Genomic DNA, 16,715 nt, shown 5'->3' on the forward strand with positions numbered 1-16,715 from the left:
GCAGATCCGCGCCGCCGAGATCGCGCTCGACGGCGTGCAGCGCGAGGCGGTGGTGGGCAGCCGCACCACGCTCGACGTGCTGAACGCCGAGCAGGAACTGCTCAACGCCCGCGTCACCCTGGTGCAGGCGCTCTCCAGCGTCGTCACCGCCAGCTACAACCTCGCCGGCGCCGTCGGGCGCCTCACCGCCCGCGACCTTGCCCTCCCCGTCGCCCAGTACGACATGGAGGCCTACTACAACACCGTCCGCTCCCGCTGGTTCGGCACAGGGGATTACTCGGGCCGGTGAGCCGCCCGGGCGGGAGGGCCACAGCCCCTCCCGCCGTTCATCCGGCTCCCGGCCGGGTCAGGCCGGCTCCATCACCAGCATCTCGCCCACCAGGGCGCCGATGGCCAGCGAGGCGGTCAGCCCCGGGCTCTCGATGCCGAACAGGTTCACGAGGCCGGGCTGGCCATGCGTCTCCGGCCCCTGGATGACGAAATCCTGCGCCGCCTGCCCGGGCGGCACGATCTTCGGGCGGATGCCGGAATAGCCCGGCTGCAGCGCGCCCTCCGGCAGGCCGGGCCAGTAGCGGCGGATGGCGGCGTAGAAGCTGTCCCCGCGGCGCGGGTCCACCTCGTATTCCACCTTCTCCACCCACTCGACATCCGGGCCGAAGCGGCACTGGCCGCCGAGGTCGATGGTCAGGTGGGTGCCGAGCCCGCCCGGCACCGGCACCGGGTAGATCAGCCGCGAGAAGGGGGAGCGTCCGGCCAGGGTGAAGTAGTTGCCCTTGGCGTAGTAGGCGGTGGGCACATGGCCGGCCGGCATGCCTTCCAGCGAGCCGGCGAGGCGCGGCGCGTAGAGGCCGGCGGCGTTCACCAGCAGGCGGCAGCGCAGCTCCATCGGCTCGGCGCCGCCGACGCGGATCTCGGCGCCGCCCTCCGGCAGCAGCCGCCCCCCCAGCACCGGGCTGTGGAAGACGAACATGGCCCCCGCATTCTCGGCATCGCCCTGCAGCGCCAGCATGTAGGCGTGGCTGTCGATGATGCCGGTCGAGGGCGAGACGAGGGCGGCGGTGCAGGAGAGGGACGGCTCCATCTCCAGCGCCTCCTCGCGGCTGACCAGCCGCAGGTCCGGCACGCCATTGGCGGCCGCGCGCTCGCGGATGGAGGCGAGCTTGCCCGTCTCCTCCTCGTTGGTGGCGACGATCAGCTTGCCGCAGTTGCGGTGCGGCACGCCGCGCTCGGCGCAGTATTCGTAGAGCCGGTGCTTCCCCTCGACGCAGAGCCGCGCCATCAGGCTGCCCCTGGGGTAGTAGATGCCGGCGTGGATGACCTCGCTGTTGCGCGAGGAGGTCTCGGTGCCGATGCCCTCGGCCGCCTCCAGCACCAGCACCTCGCGGCCGGCCAGCGCCAGGGCGCGCGCCACGGCCAGCCCCACCACGCCCGCGCCGACGACCACGCATTCGACCTGATCCAAGGCCATTTCCTCCGGGGATGACAAGCGGGCCCTAGTTCTACCGCGCCGCCGCCCCGCCGTCGCGCGCCGGTTGAGGGAAAGGGCGCGGAAACCCGCTCAAAAATGCGATGGCGGGCTTCCGGCGGCTTCTTTGGGCGCAGGGCGCTTGACGCGCCGCCGCCGCCGCTCCACGCAGCCGGGCATGGCCGCTCCCCCGCTTCTGCTCCTCCAGGATATCCGCCTCGGCTTCGGCACCACGCCGCTGCTGTCGGGCGCCACGCTGTCCGTCTCGCCAGGGGAGCGCCTGGCGCTGATCGGCCGCAACGGCTCCGGCAAGTCCACCCTGCTGAAGATCGCGGCGGGGCTGGCGCAGCCGGATGGCGGCAGCCGCTTCCTCCAGCCCGGCGCCACGCTGCGCTACCTGGAGCAGGAGCCGGATCTCGGCACCTTCCCCTCCGTGCTGGCCTATGTCGAGGCCGGGCTGACGGCGGGGGACGACGAATACCGCGCCCGCTACCTGCTGGAGCAGCTCGGCCTCACCGGCGAGGAGAGGCCGGCCAACCTCTCGGGCGGCGAGGCGCGCCGCGCGGCGCTGGCCCGCGCGCTGGCGCCGTCCCCGGACATCCTGCTGCTGGACGAGCCGACCAACCACCTCGACCTGCCGGCCATCGAGTGGCTGGAGCAGGAGATCGGCGCCATGCGCTCGGCGCTGGTGCTGATCAGCCACGACCGCCGCTTCCTGGAGACGATGACGCGGGAGATGGTGTGGCTCGACCGCGGCACCACCCGCCGCCTCGGCCGCGGCTTCGCGCATTTCGAGGAATGGCGCGACGAGGTGCTGGAGCAGGAGGAGAAGGAGGCCCACAAGCTCGACCGCCAGATCGTCCGCGAGGAGGACTGGATGCGCTACGGCGTGACGGCCCGCCGCAAGCGCAACGTGCGGCGCGTGGGTGAGCTGGCCGGGCTGCGCCAGCAGCGGCGGGAGCGCCGCGCCGCCCAGGGCGGCGTGAAGATGGCGGTGGCCGAGGGCGAGGCCTCCGGCACGCTCGTCATCGCCGCCGACGGCATCAGCAAGAGCTTCGGCGAGCGGGCGGTGGTGCGGGAGTTCTCGACGCGCATCATCCGTGGCGACCGGGTCGGCATCGTCGGGCCGAACGGCGCGGGCAAGACCACGCTGCTCTCCATGCTGACCGGCGTTCTGGCGCCCGATTCGGGCGAGGTGAAGCTCGGCACCAACCTGCAGATGATCAGCCTCGACCAGCGCCGCGCAGCACTCGACCCCACCGCCACCGTGGCCGAGACGCTGACCGGCAAGCGTGGCGACCAGGTGTGGGTGAACGGCCAGCCGCGCCACGTCATCGGCTACATGAAGGACTTCCTGTTCCTGCCGGAGCAGGCGCGCACGCCGGTGGTGGCGCTCTCGGGCGGCGAGCGGGGGCGGCTGCTGCTGGCCCGCGCCTTCGCCACCCCCTCCAACCTGCTGGTGCTCGACGAGCCGACCAACGACCTCGACCTCGAGACGCTCGACCTGCTGCAGGAGCAGATCGCCGAGTATTCCGGCACGGTGATCGTCGTCAGCCACGACCGCGACTTCCTCGACCGGGTGGCGACCAACGTCATCGCCTGGGAGGGGGAGGGGCGCTGGCAGGACTATGCCGGCGGCTATTCCGACATGGTGACGCAGCGCGGCCATGGCGTGCGCGCCCGCGCCGAGACGGTGGCGAAGCCCGCCACGGCGGCGAAGCCGGCCGCCGCCCCGCCGCCGGCCGCCCGGAAGAAGATGTCCTTCAAGGAGCAGCACGAGCTGGAGACGCTGCCCGCCCGCATGGCCAAGCTGGAGGCGGAGGCGGCCAAGCTGCGGGAGATCCTGGCCGACCCCGGCCTCTATGCGCGGGACCGGGCGCGCTTCGACAAGGCCACCGAGCTGCTGGCCCGCGCCGAGGCCGGGCTGGCCGAGGCGGAGGAGCGCTGGCTGGCGCTGGAGATGCTGCGCGAGGAACTCGGCGGCTGAGCCGCCGGGTGCTCAGGCGGCGCCCTTCTGTAGGGTGAAGGTGGAGGGCTGCACGCCGCCGGCGCGGAAGCTGACATCGTATTGCAGCCCCGCCTGCTCGAAGCGCAGCTCGGCCCGCGCGCCCTGGCCGAGATCATGCGCCAGGCCCCGTTCCAGGAAGCGGAGCCCGAAGCCGCGCTGCGGCGGCGCTTCCCGCAGTCGCATCTTGCCATGCTCGTGCCAGGAGAAGTGGATCACGCCGTTCGGTGTCGCGCGCCAGGTCAGGGTGACGCGGCCATCATGCGCCAGCGCGCCGTGCCGGCTGGCATTGCTGGCCAGCTCGGAGATGGCGATGACCATGGCCTGCGCCTGGGCCGGGCGCACCACCACGCCGGAAGGCCCGTGCATCACGAGCTGCCCGGTGGCCAGCCACACCGCCTTCCAGGGGGCCAGCGCCGCCTCGATCGCCCCGTCGAGCGTGGCCTTGGACCAGCCGACCGAGGCAAGCAGCTCGTGCGAGCGGGAGAGCGCGCCCAGACGCGCGCTGAAATCGGCGGCGAAGCGGTTGGGGTCCTGCCCCGCGCCGCGCATGGTCTGCGCCGCCAGGGACTGCACGGTGGACAGCGTGTTCTTCACCCGGTGGTTCAGCTCGGCCACCAGCTCCTTGCGCCAGCTCTCGATGGCCGCCTTGTCGCTGATGTCCATCACCACCAGCGAGAGGCGGGCCTCGGCCCCGCCGCCCAGCACCGGCTCCGCGGCGATGAAGTAGTGCTGGCTGCGCCCGCCCGGGGCCATCACCTGCACCTCCTGCCCCGGCAGCCCCTCGCCGCGGGCCAGGGCGCCGCGGAGCATGGGCAGCAACAGGCCGCCCAGCAGCGGCATCGCCTCCGCCAGATGGCGGCCGAGCAGCCGCGCCTCCGGCTGCCCCGCCAGGGCGGCGAAGCCCGGGTTGATCTCGCGCAGGCGGCACTCGCCGTCCAGCAGCGCCAGCCCGGCTGGCGTGGCCTTGCAGATGGCGCGCAGCTCGGCCCCCTTGTGCTGCGCGCCGCGCGCCTGCTGCCGCTCCCGCCACCGCGCCGAAAACAGCCCCGCCAGCAGCAGGGAGCCACCCGCGCCCATGCCGGCCAGGCCCAGGGAAAGGCTGACGCGCTCCTGATGGCGCTCCTCGGCGCGCAGCCGCCGCATCTCCGTGCGGATGGTCCGCTCCAGCACCAGGCCCGCCATGTCGACCATGCCCGTGTCGGGAGCCCCCTGCAGCCGCGCGACGGCCGCGGCCAAGCCGCGCTGGGCGGGCGCCAGAGGCGGCTCCGCCGCCGCCAGGCGGGCCAGGGAGGCGAGCACCGCCTCGAGCGAGCCGCCACCTTCCCGTCGTTCGTCCAGCAGGGCGAGCAGACGCTCGGTGTCCTGCAAGCCGCCCTCCAGGCTTTGCAGCCGCTGCTCGTTCTCCCCGTTGCGGTAGAGCAGCTGGTAGCTGGTGGCCGCCATGCCGGCGAACAGCAGGCCCACGGCGAGCCCTGCCGTCAGCCAGAGCCGGGAGTCCTGGCCCGCCTGCTTCAGGAAGGGAGTCATGCGGGCCGCCGGAGGGCAGGACCACCTGCGGCACGGCGGGAGACATCCAGCCCGCATCCGCGTGGAATGTGGTCTGGTGCGGGTTCACTGGCCGTCGGCACGATCATGTGCTGCATGGCAGGGAGTGAAGCGCGATTTCGCCAACAACGCGATAGGGATGCCCTGCTTGTTTTACAAAATGTTGCATGAATGCACGGCCTTGCGGTAACCCCGCCCGCCACTGTGGGAAGGAAGCCGCCATGGACGAGGACGACGACGAAGCCCCGCCCGGCCTGCCCGCCGGCACGCCGTTCTACATGACGCCCGCCGGCCACGCCGCCCTGCAGGCGGAGTTGCGCGCGCTGTGGAGCGAGGAGCGGCCGAAAGTGGTGGAGATCGTCTCCTGGGCCGCCAGCCTCGGCGACCGCAGCGAGAATGCCGACTACCAGTACGGCAAGCGCCGGCTGCGCGAGATCGACCGCCGGGTGCGCTTCCTGCGCAAGCGGCTGGAGCGGGTGCAGGTGGTGGACGCGGCGACGCAGCCGCGGCGCGACCAGGTGTTCTTCGGCGCCACCGTCACCTATGCGCGGGAGGACGATTCGGAGGTCACCGTCACCATCGTCGGCGTCGACGAGACGGATCTCGACCGCGGGCACATCTCCTGGGTCTCGCCGGTGGCGCGGGCGCTGCTGAAGGCCCGGGTGGGGGATCTGGTGAAGCTGCGCACCCCGGCGGGGCCGGAGGAGCTGGAGGTGGTGGCGATCCGCTATCCGGCGCCGGGCGCAGCCTAGGCTCGCTTTCGCGCGAGACGGCGCAGGGGCGCGCCGTATTCCCCTGGCGGAGGCGGACGGCCGGCGCCATGCTGCCCGGCGTGGCCTTGCCCGCCACCGATGGAAACGCCGGAACCTTCCAGCCATGTCGCAGCACGCCGTCCGCCCGCCCGCCACGCCGGGACTCCGGCTGCGCCTGGGCACCGCCTGGGGCGGCCTCTCGCCGACGCTGCGCGGCATGGTGTGGATGGGCCTCTCCGGCCTGCTGTTCAGCCTGCTCAACGCCATCATGAGCGGCATGACGCGGGAGATGCATTCCTTCCAGGCGCAGTTCCTGCGCTACGCCTTCGGCTTCGCAGTGATGCTGCCGCTGCTCTGGCGGGAGGGGCCGCGCGCCTATGCGCCGAACGGCCTCTCCGGCCAGCTCTGGCGCGGCGTGGTGCACACGGCGGGGCTGCTGCTGTGGTTCCTGGCGCTGCCGCACATCCCGCTGGCCGATGTCACGGCGCTGGGCTTCACCGGGCCCATCTTCATCATGGTCGGCGCCGTGCTGTTCCTGGGCGAGAAGGTGGTGGCGGCGCGCTGGGTGGCGGCGCTGGTGGGGCTGGTGGGGGTGGCCATCGTGCTGGCGCCCAAGCTCTCCGGCGGCGGCGGGCTGTGGAACCTGGTGATGCTCTCCGCCTCGCCGCTCTTCGCCGCCTCCTTCCTCATCACCAAGGCGCTGACGCGGCGGGACCGGCCGGATGTCATCGTCATGTGGCAGGCCATCACCATCTCGCTGTTCACGCTGCCCTTCGCGCTGGCCTCCTGGCAGGCGCCAACGCTGGTGCAGCTGGCCTGGTTCGCGGTGGCGGGGCTGCTCGGCACGCTGGGCCACTGGTGCCTGACGGAGGCGTTCCGCCTCGCGGACGTCTCCGCCACCCAGCCGATCAAGTTCCTCGACCTCGCCTGGGCGGCGATGCTGGGCTTCCTGCTGTTCGGCGACATCCCCGGCTGGACCACGCTGGCCGGCGCCCTGGTGATCTTCGGCTCGGCGAGCTGGATGGCTCGCCAGGAAGCGCGCGCGCCGAAAGCGTAAGGGGCGCGGGCCGCCGGCCACGCGCCCCCCCCGCGGCTCAGTTGCTGGCGACGCCCGCCAGGGTGAGGATGGTGCCGAGCGCCGTGGCGACCCCCTTCACGCTGGCCGTCTGCTCCACGTCGATCCATTCCTCCAGCGAGTGCTCCCGCCCGCCGCTGCCGCCGGTGCCCAGCGTCACGGCCGGGATGCCGAGGCTGATCGGGATGTTGCTGTCGGTCGAGGAGGCTTCGTGCTTCAGCGCGTAGCCCTGGGCGCCGATGGTGGCCGCCGCGACGCGGGCGATGCGGCTCTCGCGCGCCGTGGTGCCGGCGGGGCGGTCGCCGATCTGCTTCACCTCGACGCGGATCTCGCCGCGCGCCGTGTCGCGCGCCGCGTTCTCGTCCGCCGCCGCCTGGGGCAGCGTCTCCAGGAAGCGCGCCTCCAGCACCGCCAGCGCCTCGGCCGAGGCGGAGCGGAGATCGACCTCCATCCACATCGCCTCGGGGATGGCGTTGATCGAGGTGCCGCCGCCGATGCGGCCGATGGAGAAGGTGGTCTTGGGATGGCTGGGCACGCGGATGCGGCCGAGGTCGTCCGCCGCGCGGGCCAGGGCGAAGGCCGGGTTCACCAGCCCGAAGGCGCCGAAGGAATGCCCGCCGGGGCCGCGGAAGGTGATGCGGTAGCGCTTGCTGCCCACTGCCCCATGCACCAGCCGGGCGGGGTCGATGCCGTCCATGGCGATGAAGCCGGCCACCTGGTCGCGCCAGCGGTTGGCGCGGAAGAAATGCTTCACGCCGCGCAGGTCGCCGGCGCCTTCCTCGCCCACCGAGGCCAGGAGCAGCAGCCCGGCGCGGGTGCGGATGCCCGCCGCGTCCAGCGCCCGCGCCATGGCCAGCAGCACGGCCAGGCCGCGCGTGTCGTCGCCGACGCCGGGGGCGCGCAGGATGGTGCCCTCGCGCTTCACCGTCACGTCGGTGCCCTCGGGGAACACCGTGTCGAGATGCGAGCAGAGCACGATGACGCCGGCCGAGGGATCGGTGCCCGGGCGCAGCGCGGTGACGTTGCCCTCCTCGTCGGTCTCCACCTGCTCCAGCCCCTGGTCGCGCAGCAGGCCGGCATAGGCGGAGGCGCGCGCCGCCTCGCCGAAGGGGGGCGAGGGAATCTGGGTGAGCGCGATGAGCTGCTGCACGAAGCGGTCGTGGTCCGCCTCCAGCGCCGCCACGATGCGGGCGAAGGCGGGGCTGGCCAGCAGATCCTGCACCTCGGCGGCCGGGTCGGCGCCGCCGGTGGCGGTGAGCAGGGCGCGCAGGGCAGGGGCGGCGTCGTCGGGCATGGGAGTCGGGCCTCGGCAATCAGGGGTCGGAAAAGGGCGCGGACGTTCCGCCCGGGCGCGCGCCGGGTCAAGGGGGCGGGCCGGGGATGCGGCCGGCCCCCATGAGCCGGCCCTCGTGAGCCGGCGGGCGCCGCCCCGCTCAGCTCGCCTTGATGCCGGCGCGGGCGATCAGCGCCTCCCACTTCTCGATCTCGGCGCGGAGGAAGGCAGCGCTGCTCTGCGGCGTGCTGTCGGACACGATGTCCATGGCCTGCTTGCGCAGCGTCTGCTGCACGCCCTGCTGCGCCATCACGGCATTGATGGCGCGGTTCAGCGTGGCCACGGTCTCCGCGGGCGTGCCGGCGGGGGCCAGCACCATGTGCCAGGTGAAGGATTCATAGCCCGGCACCGTCTCGGCCACGGTGGGCAGGTCCGGGTAGAGGGGCGAGCGCTCCCGCGCCGTGATGGCGAGGCCGCGCATCTCGCCGCGCTCGATGAAGGGCATGCCGCTGGAGATGACATCGACCATCATCGAGACATTGCCGCTCAGCAGGTCCGGCATGGCGGCGGTGGAGCCACGGTAGGCCACATGGTTGACCTCCAGCCCGCCGGCCATCGCCAGCAGCAGCTCGGTGGCGAGATGGATGGAGCCGCCATTGCCGTTGCTGGCGTAGTCGTACTTGCCCGGATTCTCGCGGAACAGCTTCAGCAGTTCGGGAAGGCTCCGGGCCGGCACCGCCTTGTTCACCATCACCACGTTGTGGATGCGGCCGATATGCGCGACGGGCTGGAAATCCGCGACCGGGTCGAAGGGCAGATGCGGGAACAGGGCGCGCGCCACCGAATGCCCGACGGTGGTGTAGAGCAGGGTGTGGCCATCCTTCGGCGCCTTGGCCACCGCGTCGCTGGCGACGATGACGCCGGAGCCGGTGCGGTTCTCCACCACCACACGCTGGCCGAGGGATTTCGAGAGTTCATCCGCCACCAGCCGGGCGGGCAGGTCGGTGGGGCCGCCGGCCGAGAAGGGCACCAGCAGGCGGATGGGCTGGCTCGGCCACGCGGCGGCCTGGGCGCGCGCGGCGGCGGGCCACAGGGCGGGCGCCGCCAGCGGGGCGAGGGCGGGGAGGCGCAGAAGCGTACGGCGATGCATTGGAAAGCCTTTGCGGTTCGGGAGTCGCGCGGGCCGTGTGGGGCGTGTTTTTTTATGGGTGGGCCGCGCCCCGGAACCGGGGCGCGGCCGGGCCGTTCAGGTGCCGACGCGCAGCGGCGCGCCCAGCTTGCGCAGGCAGGCGATGACCGAGAGCGCGGTGATCTTCCCCGTCTTGGGGTTCTCGCTCGGGATGTTCTCGATGGTCATGGAGAAGCTGGCCGAATCCGCCTCCACCTCGATGCGGTGGGTGTTGCGGGTCAGCGCCGGGTCCGCCCAGATCTCCAGGCTGGTGCGGTCCGGCCCGATGCCGGCGAGCGAGAGCGCCACCGCCACGTTGAGGTTGGCGGGGAAGCCGATGGCGGCCTCCCGCGGGGTGCCCTGGAAGATCCGCAGCGGCTCGCGGATGTCCTCGATCCGGATGCCGTGCTCCTCCAGATAGGGGGCGCCCACCAGCCCGCGCACCGGCTTGCGGGTGATCATGCGTACCGCGTGGATCTCCCCCTCGGCGGCGGCGGAGACGGCATCCAGCCCAAGCAGCGCGCCGGTCGGCACGATGATCTGCCCGCCATGGCGGCGCGCCGCCTCGACCAGCCCCTCATGCGAGAGCAGCGCACCGGCGCTCAGCACCACCGCCTTCTTGCCGGCCTCGACGAAGGGGCCGACGATCTGCGGCAGCAGCGCCGCCGGCGCGCACTCCACCACCAGGTCCGCCAGCGGCGGCAGCTCGGCAATGTCGACCACCGGCACCGGGTGGCGCAGCGTGGAGAGGGTCCGCGCCGCCTTGGCCTTGTCCCGCGCCGCGACGGCGGAAAGCTCGCAGCCGGGAATGCCGGCATCCAGCGCCTCGGCCAGGCGCTGGCCCACCGCCCCGAGTCCGGCGATGGCGACCCGCAGCGGGCGGGGCCGCGGCTGTGACATGACATTCATCCTGTGTACCTCTCGGTGGTGAGCAGAGCGCCGGGGCAGGATACTGGCAAACGAATTCCCGGTCGGCGATGCATGCGCTAGGCTCATGCATGGCCCGGCGAACCCTTCCCCCCCTGGCGGCGCTGCGCGGCTTCGACGCCGCGGCGCGCCACCTCTCCTTCACCGGCGCGGCGGCCGAGCTGGGGCTGACCCAGGGCGCCGTCAGCCGGCAGGTGAAGGCGCTGGAGGAGGATCTCGGCCAGCCCCTGTTCCGGCGCCTGACCCGCCGCATCGTGCTGACGCCCGAAGGCGCCGCCTTCCACCGCACCGTGGAGGAGGCGCTGGCGCTGCTGGCCGAGGGGGCGGGGCGGCTGCGTGGCGGGCCGCCGCGGCGGCTGACGCTCTCCGCCCTGCCGACCATCGCCTCCGCCTGGCTGATGCCGCGGCTGGATGGCTTCGCACGCCGGCATCCGGGGCTGGAGGTGCGGCTGCTCTCCTCCATCGAGCCGGTCTCGCTGGCGGGAGGGGAGGCGGACCTGGCGATCCGCGTCGGCCGGCTGCCGGGCCAGCCGCAGCACCGGCTGGCGCCGCGCATCGAGCTGGAGATGGTGCGGGACTGGCGCGGGCTGGAGGCCATGCCCTTCCTGCCGGATGTGCTGGTGCCTGTCTGCCGCGCCGAATGGCTGCCGAACGGTCCGCTGGAGCCTGCCGCCCTGGCAGCCCTGCCGCTGATCCAGGTCTCCACCCGCCGCCATGCCTGGCCGGACTGGCTGCGCGCCCAGGGTGTGCGCCTGGCCCCGCAGCGCGTGCAAGGCGGCCTTTCCTTCAGCCATTTCTTCATGGCGCTGGAAGCGGCGCGGAAGGGGCAGGGCGTGGCGCTGGTGCCGGACATCCTGCTGCCCGGCAACCTTCCACAGGAAGGACTGGCCGTGGCCGGCACGGCGCGTATCGCCAGCGCGGGAAGCTATGTGCTGCTGCGGCAGGACAGCCGCAAAGGAGAGGGGCCGCTCGATGCGCTGCATGGCTGGCTGCTGGCGGAAGCGCGGCAGAGCCTGATGGATACGCACCCGGGCGGCGGCCTGGGGCCGCCGCCCGGGGACATCCCGGGCCGCGAGGGAAGCGAAGCCCAAGGAAATTACGCCGCCAATGGGGGGGGCGGGACGTAATTTTCGGTAAGCTAACGGCCTCGGAAGGATTTGCCAAGGCCAAGCAAGGCCAAGACAGCAACCCACGCGAAAACGGCCCGGCGGCAATGCCACCGGGCCGTTCTTTCGCTACGCTGCGTCAGGCCTTGGCTGGCCGCCTTAGCTGGCCGCCTCCGGCGCGTGCTCATTCTCTCCGTCGCCGTCCGGCCGGCCGTCATCGGGCTTGGGCAGGGCGGGGAGGGGCGCCTCGATGAACTCGAAGGTGAGGCTGTCATCCTTCTTGCCCACCTTGACCGCGCCACCCTTGGCCAGCTTGCCGAAGAGCAGCTCCTCGGCCAGCGGCTTCTTGATGTATTCCTGGATGACGCGGGCCAGCGGCCGCGCGCCGTACAGGCGGTCATAGCCCTTCTCGGCCAGCCACTCCTTGGCGGCGGAGGACAGCTCGATGGTGACGTTGCGATCCGCGAGCTGGGCTTCCAGCTGCATCACGAACTTCTCCACCACGCTGCCGACGATCTCCGGCGTCAGGTTGCCGAAGGGCACCACGGCGTCCAGGCGGTTGCGGAACTCGGGGGTGAACAGGCGCTTCACCGCCTCCTCATCCTCGCCCTTCCGCTCCTCGCGGCCGAAGCCGATGCCGGCCTTGGCCATATCGGCGGCGCCCGCATTGGTCGTCATGATCAGGATGACGTTGCGGAAATCGACCGTCTTGCCGTTGTGGTCGGTCAGCTTCCCGTGGTCCATCACCTGCAGCAGGATGTTGTAGAGGTCCTGGTGGGCCTTCTCGATCTCATCCAGCAGCAGCACCGCATGCGGATGCTGGTCGATGCTGTCGGTCAGCAATCCGCCCTGGTCGAAGCCGACATAGCCCGGCGGCGCGCCGATCAGCCGGCTGACGCTGTGCCGCTCCATGTACTCGGACATGTCGAAGCGGATCAGCTCGATGCCGAGCGTCTTGGCGAGCTGCTTGGCCACCTCGGTCTTGCCGACACCGGTGGGGCCGGAGAAGAGATAGTTGCCGATCGGCTTCTCCGGGTCACGCAACCCGGCGCGGGACAGCTTGATCGCGGCGGAGAGGGCCTCGATCGCGTTGTCCTGGCCGAACACCATGGCCTTGAGGTCGCGCTCCAGGTTCCGCAGCGTCTCCTTGTCGTCGGTGGAGACGCTCTTGGGCGGGATCCGGGCGATCTTGGCGACGATGTCCTCCACATCCTTCAGGGTGACGGTCTTCTTCCGCTTCCCCTCGGGCTGCAGCATGCGCGAGGCGCCGACCTCGTCGATGACGTCGATCGCCTTGTCCGGCAGCTTGCGGTCGTGGATGTACTTGGCCGAGAGCTCGACGGCGGCGCGGATCGCCTCCGGCGTGTACTTGACCTTGTGGTGCTTCTCGTAATTGACCTTCAGCCCGGTCAGGATCTTCACCGCGTCCTCGACCGTCGGCTCGTTGACGTCGATCTTCTGGAAGCGGCGGACCAGGGCGCGGTCCTTCTCGAAGTAGGTGCGGTATTCCTTGTAGGTGGTGGAGCCGATGCAGCGCAGCGTGCCCTGGGCCAGGGCCGGCTTCAGCAGGTTGGAAGCATCCATCGCGCCACCGGACGTCGCGCCCGCACCGATCACGGTGTGGATCTCGTCGATGAACAGGATGGAGCCGGGCTGCTGCTCCAGCTCGTTCACCACGGCCTTCAGCCGCTCCTCGAAGTCGCCGCGGTAGCGGGTGCCGGCGAGCAGGCTGCCCATGTCGAGCGCGAAGATGGTGGACTTGGCCAGCACCTCCGGCACGTCGCCCTCGATGATCCGCTTGGCCAGCCCCTCGGCGATGGCGGTCTTGCCGACGCCCGGGTCGCCCACATAGAGCGGGTTGTTCTTGGTGCGGCGGCAGAGGATCTGGATGGTCCGCTCGATCTCGGAGTCGCGCCCGATGAGCGGGTCGATCTTGCCCTGCTGCGCCTTCTTGTTGAGGTTGACGCAGTAGTTGGAGAGCGCGTCCTGGCCACGGCGGCCCTGCGGCTTCTCCTCCTTCTCCGCGCCTTCCTCGGCACCCGAGGCGGTGCTGGGCGGGTTGCCCTGCACCGGGCGGCTGGTGCTGCGGCCAGGGGCCTTGGCGATGCCATGGCTGATGAAGTTCACCGCGTCCAGCCGCGTCATGTCCTGCAGCTGCAGGAAGTAGACGGCATGGCTCTCCCGTTCGCTGAACAGGGCGACGAGCACATTGGCGCCCGTCACCTCGTCGCGGCCCGAGGATTGCACATGGATGGCGGCGCGCTGCACCACCCGCTGGAAACCAGCGGTCGGCTTCGGGTCGCCGGAGCGTTCGGTGACGAGCCCGGCGAGATCCTTGTCCAGGAACTCGGCCAGGTCGCGCTTCAGCTTGTCCTGATCGACCCCGCAGGCGCGCAGCACGGTGGCGGCGTCGGTGTCGTCGACGAGGGCAAGGAGCAGGTGCTCCAGCGTGGCGTATTCGTGGCGGCGTTCATTGGCCAGCGCCAGCGCACGGTGGAGCGTCTGCTCAAGGTTGCGGGACAGCATGCGGTGTGACGCTCCCCTTCCAGGAACGGCACCGGGTATGGAAGGGTCCGGCGCCGCAAGACAGGGTCTTTCGACCCAGGATAGCCGTAATGTGGTCTCGCTCCCCTATGACGGCGAGGGGTATTCTAAGTTTCACTAGGTTACACAGAGATGATCACGCCCCGCATCATTCCTTTTTGCCCCATCATTCCTTTTCGATGGTGCACTGCAGCGGGTGCTGGTTCTGCCGGGCGAGGTCCATCACCTGGGTGACCTTGGTCTCGGCCACCTCGTAAGTATAGACGCCGCACACCCCCACGCCACGGCGGTGGACATGTAGCATGATGCGCGTCGCCTCCTCGCGGTTCTTCTGGAAGAAGCGCTCGAGCACGTGCACCACGAACTCCATGGGCGTGTAGTCGTCGTTCAGCATCAGCACCTTGTACATGGCAGGCTTGCGCGTGCGCGGGCGTGCCTTGACCACGACGCCGGTATTCGTGCCGTCCTGCGAGCCGCCCTGGCCGCCATTGCCATTGTTGCCGGGGCCGTTGTTGTCGCTGTCCTGATCCGGGCGCTTGTCCTGGTCCGTCATGTCACTGCTGCCGGCTTGCCGGTTGTCTGCTGCACCCAATGGGCTGTCCGTCCGTAATCGGGGGGAGGGGTCTGGAATCCGCCACTGGACCCCGCTCCTCGCGCCCATGATGCCCGAGAATATCGGACGGGCGGGGCCAAGGTGAAGGGCCGAGCATGTCGATGACGATGGAAAAGCGCCACCACGCCGTAAAAGCGCCAGGGCATGGGCCGGGCTGGCGGGCGCGGGGCGGGCGCGGCGCGCACGCCTGCGGCCACCCCCTGCAAGGCGGCGGAAGCCGGGGCAGGGGGGGCTTGGCCGGCGGTGCCCAGGGCGCCGCCGGCATGGTCGGTCAGGCGAAGGCGGCGGGGCGGGTCATCCGCTCCATCGCCAGCGTCATGCGCGCGGCGATCGGGGCGGAGGCCTGCTCGGCCAGCTTGAAGGCGGCCTCGTTCAGGCGGGTCGCCTCGGACATGGACTTCTCCAGCTGCGCCTTGGCGAAGGTGGTCTGCAGCTCGGCGGCCTCCCTCAGGCTCTTGGCGGAGGCCACGGCCTTGGCGTTCTGCATGGCGTGCTCGTTCATCGCCTGCATCACCGCGAAGGCCTGCTTGCTCAGGTCCTGCAGGCCGCTGACATAGGCCTGGGTGGCCTTGCTGAAGGCCTCCATGTTGCCACGGCCGAACTCCATGGCATCCTCGGTGGCCTTGTAGAGGCCTTCGGTCGAACGGGTCGTCTGGTCCATCGTCTTCTCCATCGCCGTGCGGGTCTGTGCCGCGCTGTCCTTGGTCATGCTCGCCAGCGCCTGCGCCGGCTCGCTCGCCGGCGCCGGAGCCGCATCCGCCGCCGTCTCGGCGATGGCGGAAACATTCTCCACCACCGCTTCGATCGCCTTGTCCTTGGGTGACGACGGCTTCGTGTTCAGCTTCGTCACCTTGGGCTCATTGGCCATTCAATGTTCCTCCTCGGTCTCGCGCGCTTCCTCCGCAGGGGAAGGGAACGCTGGTTCCGGTAGGCCTCAAGACCCGCCCGAAACGAGGTCCAGGTCGGCAGCCGGGTTTTGTTGCACCGCAGCATTTGGGCGGTATGGCAACGAATTTCAGGGGAGTCCAGTAAAATTTTTGCGGTGCAGCAACCAGCGTGAAACACTCTCGGGGAAGGCTCGGGAAGGCGCCGTTCCGTTCATGGGACCGCGCATAAACGAAAGGGGTTAAGCCCTTGTTGAAAGGGCATGTTCCTCATGAGTTCTCGATGACAGCGCCGCGAGCCCCCGCCTAGTATGTGGCACCTCACTGGGGGGTGAGGCCATTTCGGGGGATGGACATGTCACTTGTCCGCGCGATGCGCCGGCTCGGCTTGCTGGCCGCATCGGCTTTTTTTGCCGCCACCCTTCCGGGGGCGGCGCAGGCACAGATCGGCAGTGCCCGCTATGCGGCGGTGGTGATCGAGCCGGGCACCGGCCAGGTCCTGTTCGGCGCCAATGCCGACGCACCGCGCCATCCGGCCTCGCTGACCAAGATGATGACGCTCTACATGGTCTTCGAGGCGCTGCGCTCCGGCGAGCTGCAGCTCGACCAGCGGCTCTACATGACGGAGACCGCCGCCAGCCGGCCGCCCTCCAAGCTCGGCCTGCCGCCCGGGCGCAGCCTGACGGTGGAGAACGCCATCTACGCTCTCGTCACCAAATCCGCCAACGATGTCGCCTCGCTGCTGGGCGAGACGCTGGGCGGCGGCAGCGAGGCGCGCTTCGCGCAGATGATGACGCTGCGCGCCCGCGCCATCGGCATGACCTCCACCACCTTCCGCAACGCCTCCGGCCTGCCGGATGTGGAGCAGATCACCACCGCGCACGACATGGCCACCCTTGGCCGCCGCCTGCAGCGGGACTTCCCCGAGCGCTACCATTACTTCGGCACCCGCGTGCACCGCATGGGCACCATCGCCCTGCGCAACCACAACCGCATGCTCGACGAGTATGAGGGCGTGGACGGCATCAAGACCGGCTACATCAACGCCAGCGGCTTCAACATCGTCAGCAGCGCGCGGCGCGACAATGTGCGGCTGATCGTCGCGGTGTTCGGCGGCAGCTCCTGGGTGGAGCGCGACCGTCACGCGGCGGCGCTGCTGGAGCGCGGCTTCGCGCAGATGGGGGTGGGCGGCGGCTACGGCGCGATGGCCTCGCAATCCGCGCCGGCGGCCTCCCTGGCCATGGCCGCGGTGGGTGGCACGGCGGCGGCCACGGCGCTGCGCCGGGTGCGCGGGACGGACCAGGCACGCGCCATGCCCGGCCGGGGCGTCGCCGGCAGGGCCGTGCCCAGCCGCG

The 16,715-nt window shown here is 71.0% G+C and carries 14 protein-coding genes; 6 read left to right on the forward strand and 8 right to left on the reverse strand.

Annotated elements, in window-relative coordinates:
• Positions 1-289, forward strand: a 289-nt coding sequence (locus tag ACFOY6_RS21625) for a TolC family protein (RefSeq protein ID WP_379652216.1), incomplete at its 5' end; no start/stop codon positions are given.
• Positions 290-346: 57 nt separating this feature from the next.
• Here the strand turns inward: ACFOY6_RS21625 and ACFOY6_RS21630 are convergent.
• Entirely contained in the window at positions 347-1,462 is a 1,116-nt protein-coding gene (locus ACFOY6_RS21630; protein WP_109517774.1) for an NAD(P)/FAD-dependent oxidoreductase, read from the reverse strand.
• Positions 1,463-1,643: 181 nt separating this feature from the next.
• Here ACFOY6_RS21630 and ACFOY6_RS21635 point away from each other — a divergent pair, with 181 nt between their 5' ends.
• Positions 1,644-3,452, forward strand: coding sequence for an ABC-F family ATP-binding cassette domain-containing protein (locus tag ACFOY6_RS21635; protein WP_379652217.1), 1,809 nt, complete (start codon positions 1,644-1,646; stop codon positions 3,450-3,452).
• A gap of 12 nt (positions 3,453-3,464) precedes the next feature.
• Here ACFOY6_RS21635 and ACFOY6_RS21640 read toward each other — a convergent pair whose 3' ends face one another.
• Positions 3,465-5,000, reverse strand: a complete 1,536-nt coding sequence (locus ACFOY6_RS21640) for a sensor histidine kinase (RefSeq protein WP_379652218.1) — start codon at positions 4,998-5,000, stop codon at positions 3,465-3,467.
• Between the two features lie 239 nt (positions 5,001-5,239).
• Here ACFOY6_RS21640 and greB point away from each other — a divergent pair, with 239 nt between their 5' ends.
• On the forward strand, positions 5,240-5,770 hold the full coding sequence (gene greB / locus ACFOY6_RS21645) for a transcription elongation factor GreB (protein WP_219929762.1): 531 nt from the start codon (positions 5,240-5,242) through the stop codon (positions 5,768-5,770).
• A 124-nt stretch (positions 5,771-5,894) separates the two neighbouring features.
• Positions 5,895-6,827: a DMT family transporter gene (locus ACFOY6_RS21650; RefSeq protein ID WP_379633640.1), complete on the forward strand. Its 933-nt coding sequence runs from the start codon at positions 5,895-5,897 to the stop codon at positions 6,825-6,827.
• Positions 6,828-6,864: 37 nt separating this feature from the next.
• Here ACFOY6_RS21650 and ACFOY6_RS21655 read toward each other — a convergent pair whose 3' ends face one another.
• The 3 genes from ACFOY6_RS21655 to ACFOY6_RS21665 all read right to left on the reverse strand — a co-directional run bounded on the left by ACFOY6_RS21655 (position 6,865) and on the right by ACFOY6_RS21665 (position 10,186).
• The gene (locus ACFOY6_RS21655; RefSeq protein WP_379652219.1) at positions 6,865-8,139 is read right to left on the reverse strand and encodes a M20/M25/M40 family metallo-hydrolase; all 1,275 of its coding nucleotides are present in this window, start codon (positions 8,137-8,139) and stop codon (positions 6,865-6,867) included.
• A gap of 139 nt (positions 8,140-8,278) precedes the next feature.
• Entirely contained in the window at positions 8,279-9,268 is a 990-nt protein-coding gene (locus ACFOY6_RS21660) for a tripartite tricarboxylate transporter substrate binding protein (RefSeq protein ID WP_379652220.1), read from the reverse strand.
• A 96-nt stretch (positions 9,269-9,364) separates the two neighbouring features.
• The gene (locus ACFOY6_RS21665) at positions 9,365-10,186 is read right to left on the reverse strand and encodes an aspartate dehydrogenase (RefSeq protein WP_109517780.1); all 822 of its coding nucleotides are present in this window, start codon (positions 10,184-10,186) and stop codon (positions 9,365-9,367) included.
• A 98-nt stretch (positions 10,187-10,284) separates the two neighbouring features.
• Between ACFOY6_RS21665 and ACFOY6_RS21670 the strand changes: the two genes are divergently transcribed.
• Complete coding sequence (locus ACFOY6_RS21670) at positions 10,285-11,340, forward strand: LysR substrate-binding domain-containing protein (RefSeq protein WP_379652221.1); 1,056 nt, start codon at positions 10,285-10,287, stop codon at positions 11,338-11,340.
• Positions 11,341-11,478: 138 nt separating this feature from the next.
• Here the strand turns inward: ACFOY6_RS21670 and clpA are convergent, their stop codons facing one another.
• The 3 genes from clpA to ACFOY6_RS21685 all read right to left on the reverse strand — a co-directional run bounded on the left by clpA (position 11,479) and on the right by ACFOY6_RS21685 (position 15,344).
• Complete coding sequence (gene clpA / locus ACFOY6_RS21675; protein WP_379633650.1) at positions 11,479-13,845, reverse strand: ATP-dependent Clp protease ATP-binding subunit ClpA; 2,367 nt, start codon at positions 13,843-13,845, stop codon at positions 11,479-11,481.
• Between the two features lie 184 nt (positions 13,846-14,029).
• On the reverse strand, positions 14,030-14,416 hold the full coding sequence (gene clpS, locus ACFOY6_RS21680; protein ID WP_109517783.1) for an ATP-dependent Clp protease adapter ClpS: 387 nt from the start codon (positions 14,414-14,416) through the stop codon (positions 14,030-14,032).
• Positions 14,417-14,747: 331 nt separating this feature from the next.
• Entirely contained in the window at positions 14,748-15,344 is a 597-nt protein-coding gene (locus tag ACFOY6_RS21685) for a phasin family protein (protein WP_379633652.1), read from the reverse strand.
• Positions 15,345-15,715: 371 nt separating this feature from the next.
• Between ACFOY6_RS21685 and ACFOY6_RS21690 the strand changes: the two genes are divergently transcribed.
• A partial coding sequence (locus ACFOY6_RS21690) for a D-alanyl-D-alanine carboxypeptidase family protein (protein ID WP_379652222.1) occupies positions 15,716-16,715 on the forward strand: 1,000 nt, incomplete at its 3' end.

The sequence above is a fragment of the Teichococcus aestuarii genome (assembly GCF_042651065.1).
GTDB lineage: Bacteria > Pseudomonadota > Alphaproteobacteria > Acetobacterales > Acetobacteraceae > Pseudoroseomonas > Pseudoroseomonas aestuarii.

Excerpts from the sequence above, each read along its gene's own strand:
- ACFOY6_RS21655 (WP_379652219.1), bottom strand. The coding sequence starts at position 8,139 with ATGCCCGACGACGCCGCCCCTGCCCTGCGCGCCCTGCTCACCGCCACC.
- ACFOY6_RS21650 (WP_379633640.1), top strand. The coding sequence starts at position 5,895 with ATGTCGCAGCACGCCGTCCGCCCGCCCGCCACGCCGGGACTCCGGCTG.
- ACFOY6_RS21665 (WP_109517780.1), bottom strand. The coding sequence starts at position 10,186 with ATGTCACAGCCGCGGCCCCGCCCGCTGCGGGTCGCCATCGCCGGACTC.
- ACFOY6_RS21635 (WP_379652217.1), top strand. The coding sequence starts at position 1,644 with ATGGCCGCTCCCCCGCTTCTGCTCCTCCAGGATATCCGCCTCGGCTTC.
- ACFOY6_RS21685 (WP_379633652.1), bottom strand. The coding sequence starts at position 15,344 with ATGGCCAATGAGCCCAAGGTGACGAAGCTGAACACGAAGCCGTCGTCA.
- ACFOY6_RS21660 (WP_379652220.1), bottom strand. The coding sequence starts at position 9,268 with ATGCATCGCCGTACGCTTCTGCGCCTCCCCGCCCTCGCCCCGCTGGCG.
- greB (WP_219929762.1), top strand. The coding sequence starts at position 5,240 with ATGGACGAGGACGACGACGAAGCCCCGCCCGGCCTGCCCGCCGGCACG.
- clpS (WP_109517783.1), bottom strand. The coding sequence starts at position 14,416 with ATGACGGACCAGGACAAGCGCCCGGATCAGGACAGCGACAACAACGGC.
- ACFOY6_RS21640 (WP_379652218.1), bottom strand. The coding sequence starts at position 5,000 with ATGACTCCCTTCCTGAAGCAGGCGGGCCAGGACTCCCGGCTCTGGCTG.
- ACFOY6_RS21670 (WP_379652221.1), top strand. The coding sequence starts at position 10,285 with ATGGCCCGGCGAACCCTTCCCCCCCTGGCGGCGCTGCGCGGCTTCGAC.
- clpA (WP_379633650.1), bottom strand. The coding sequence starts at position 13,845 with ATGCTGTCCCGCAACCTTGAGCAGACGCTCCACCGTGCGCTGGCGCTG.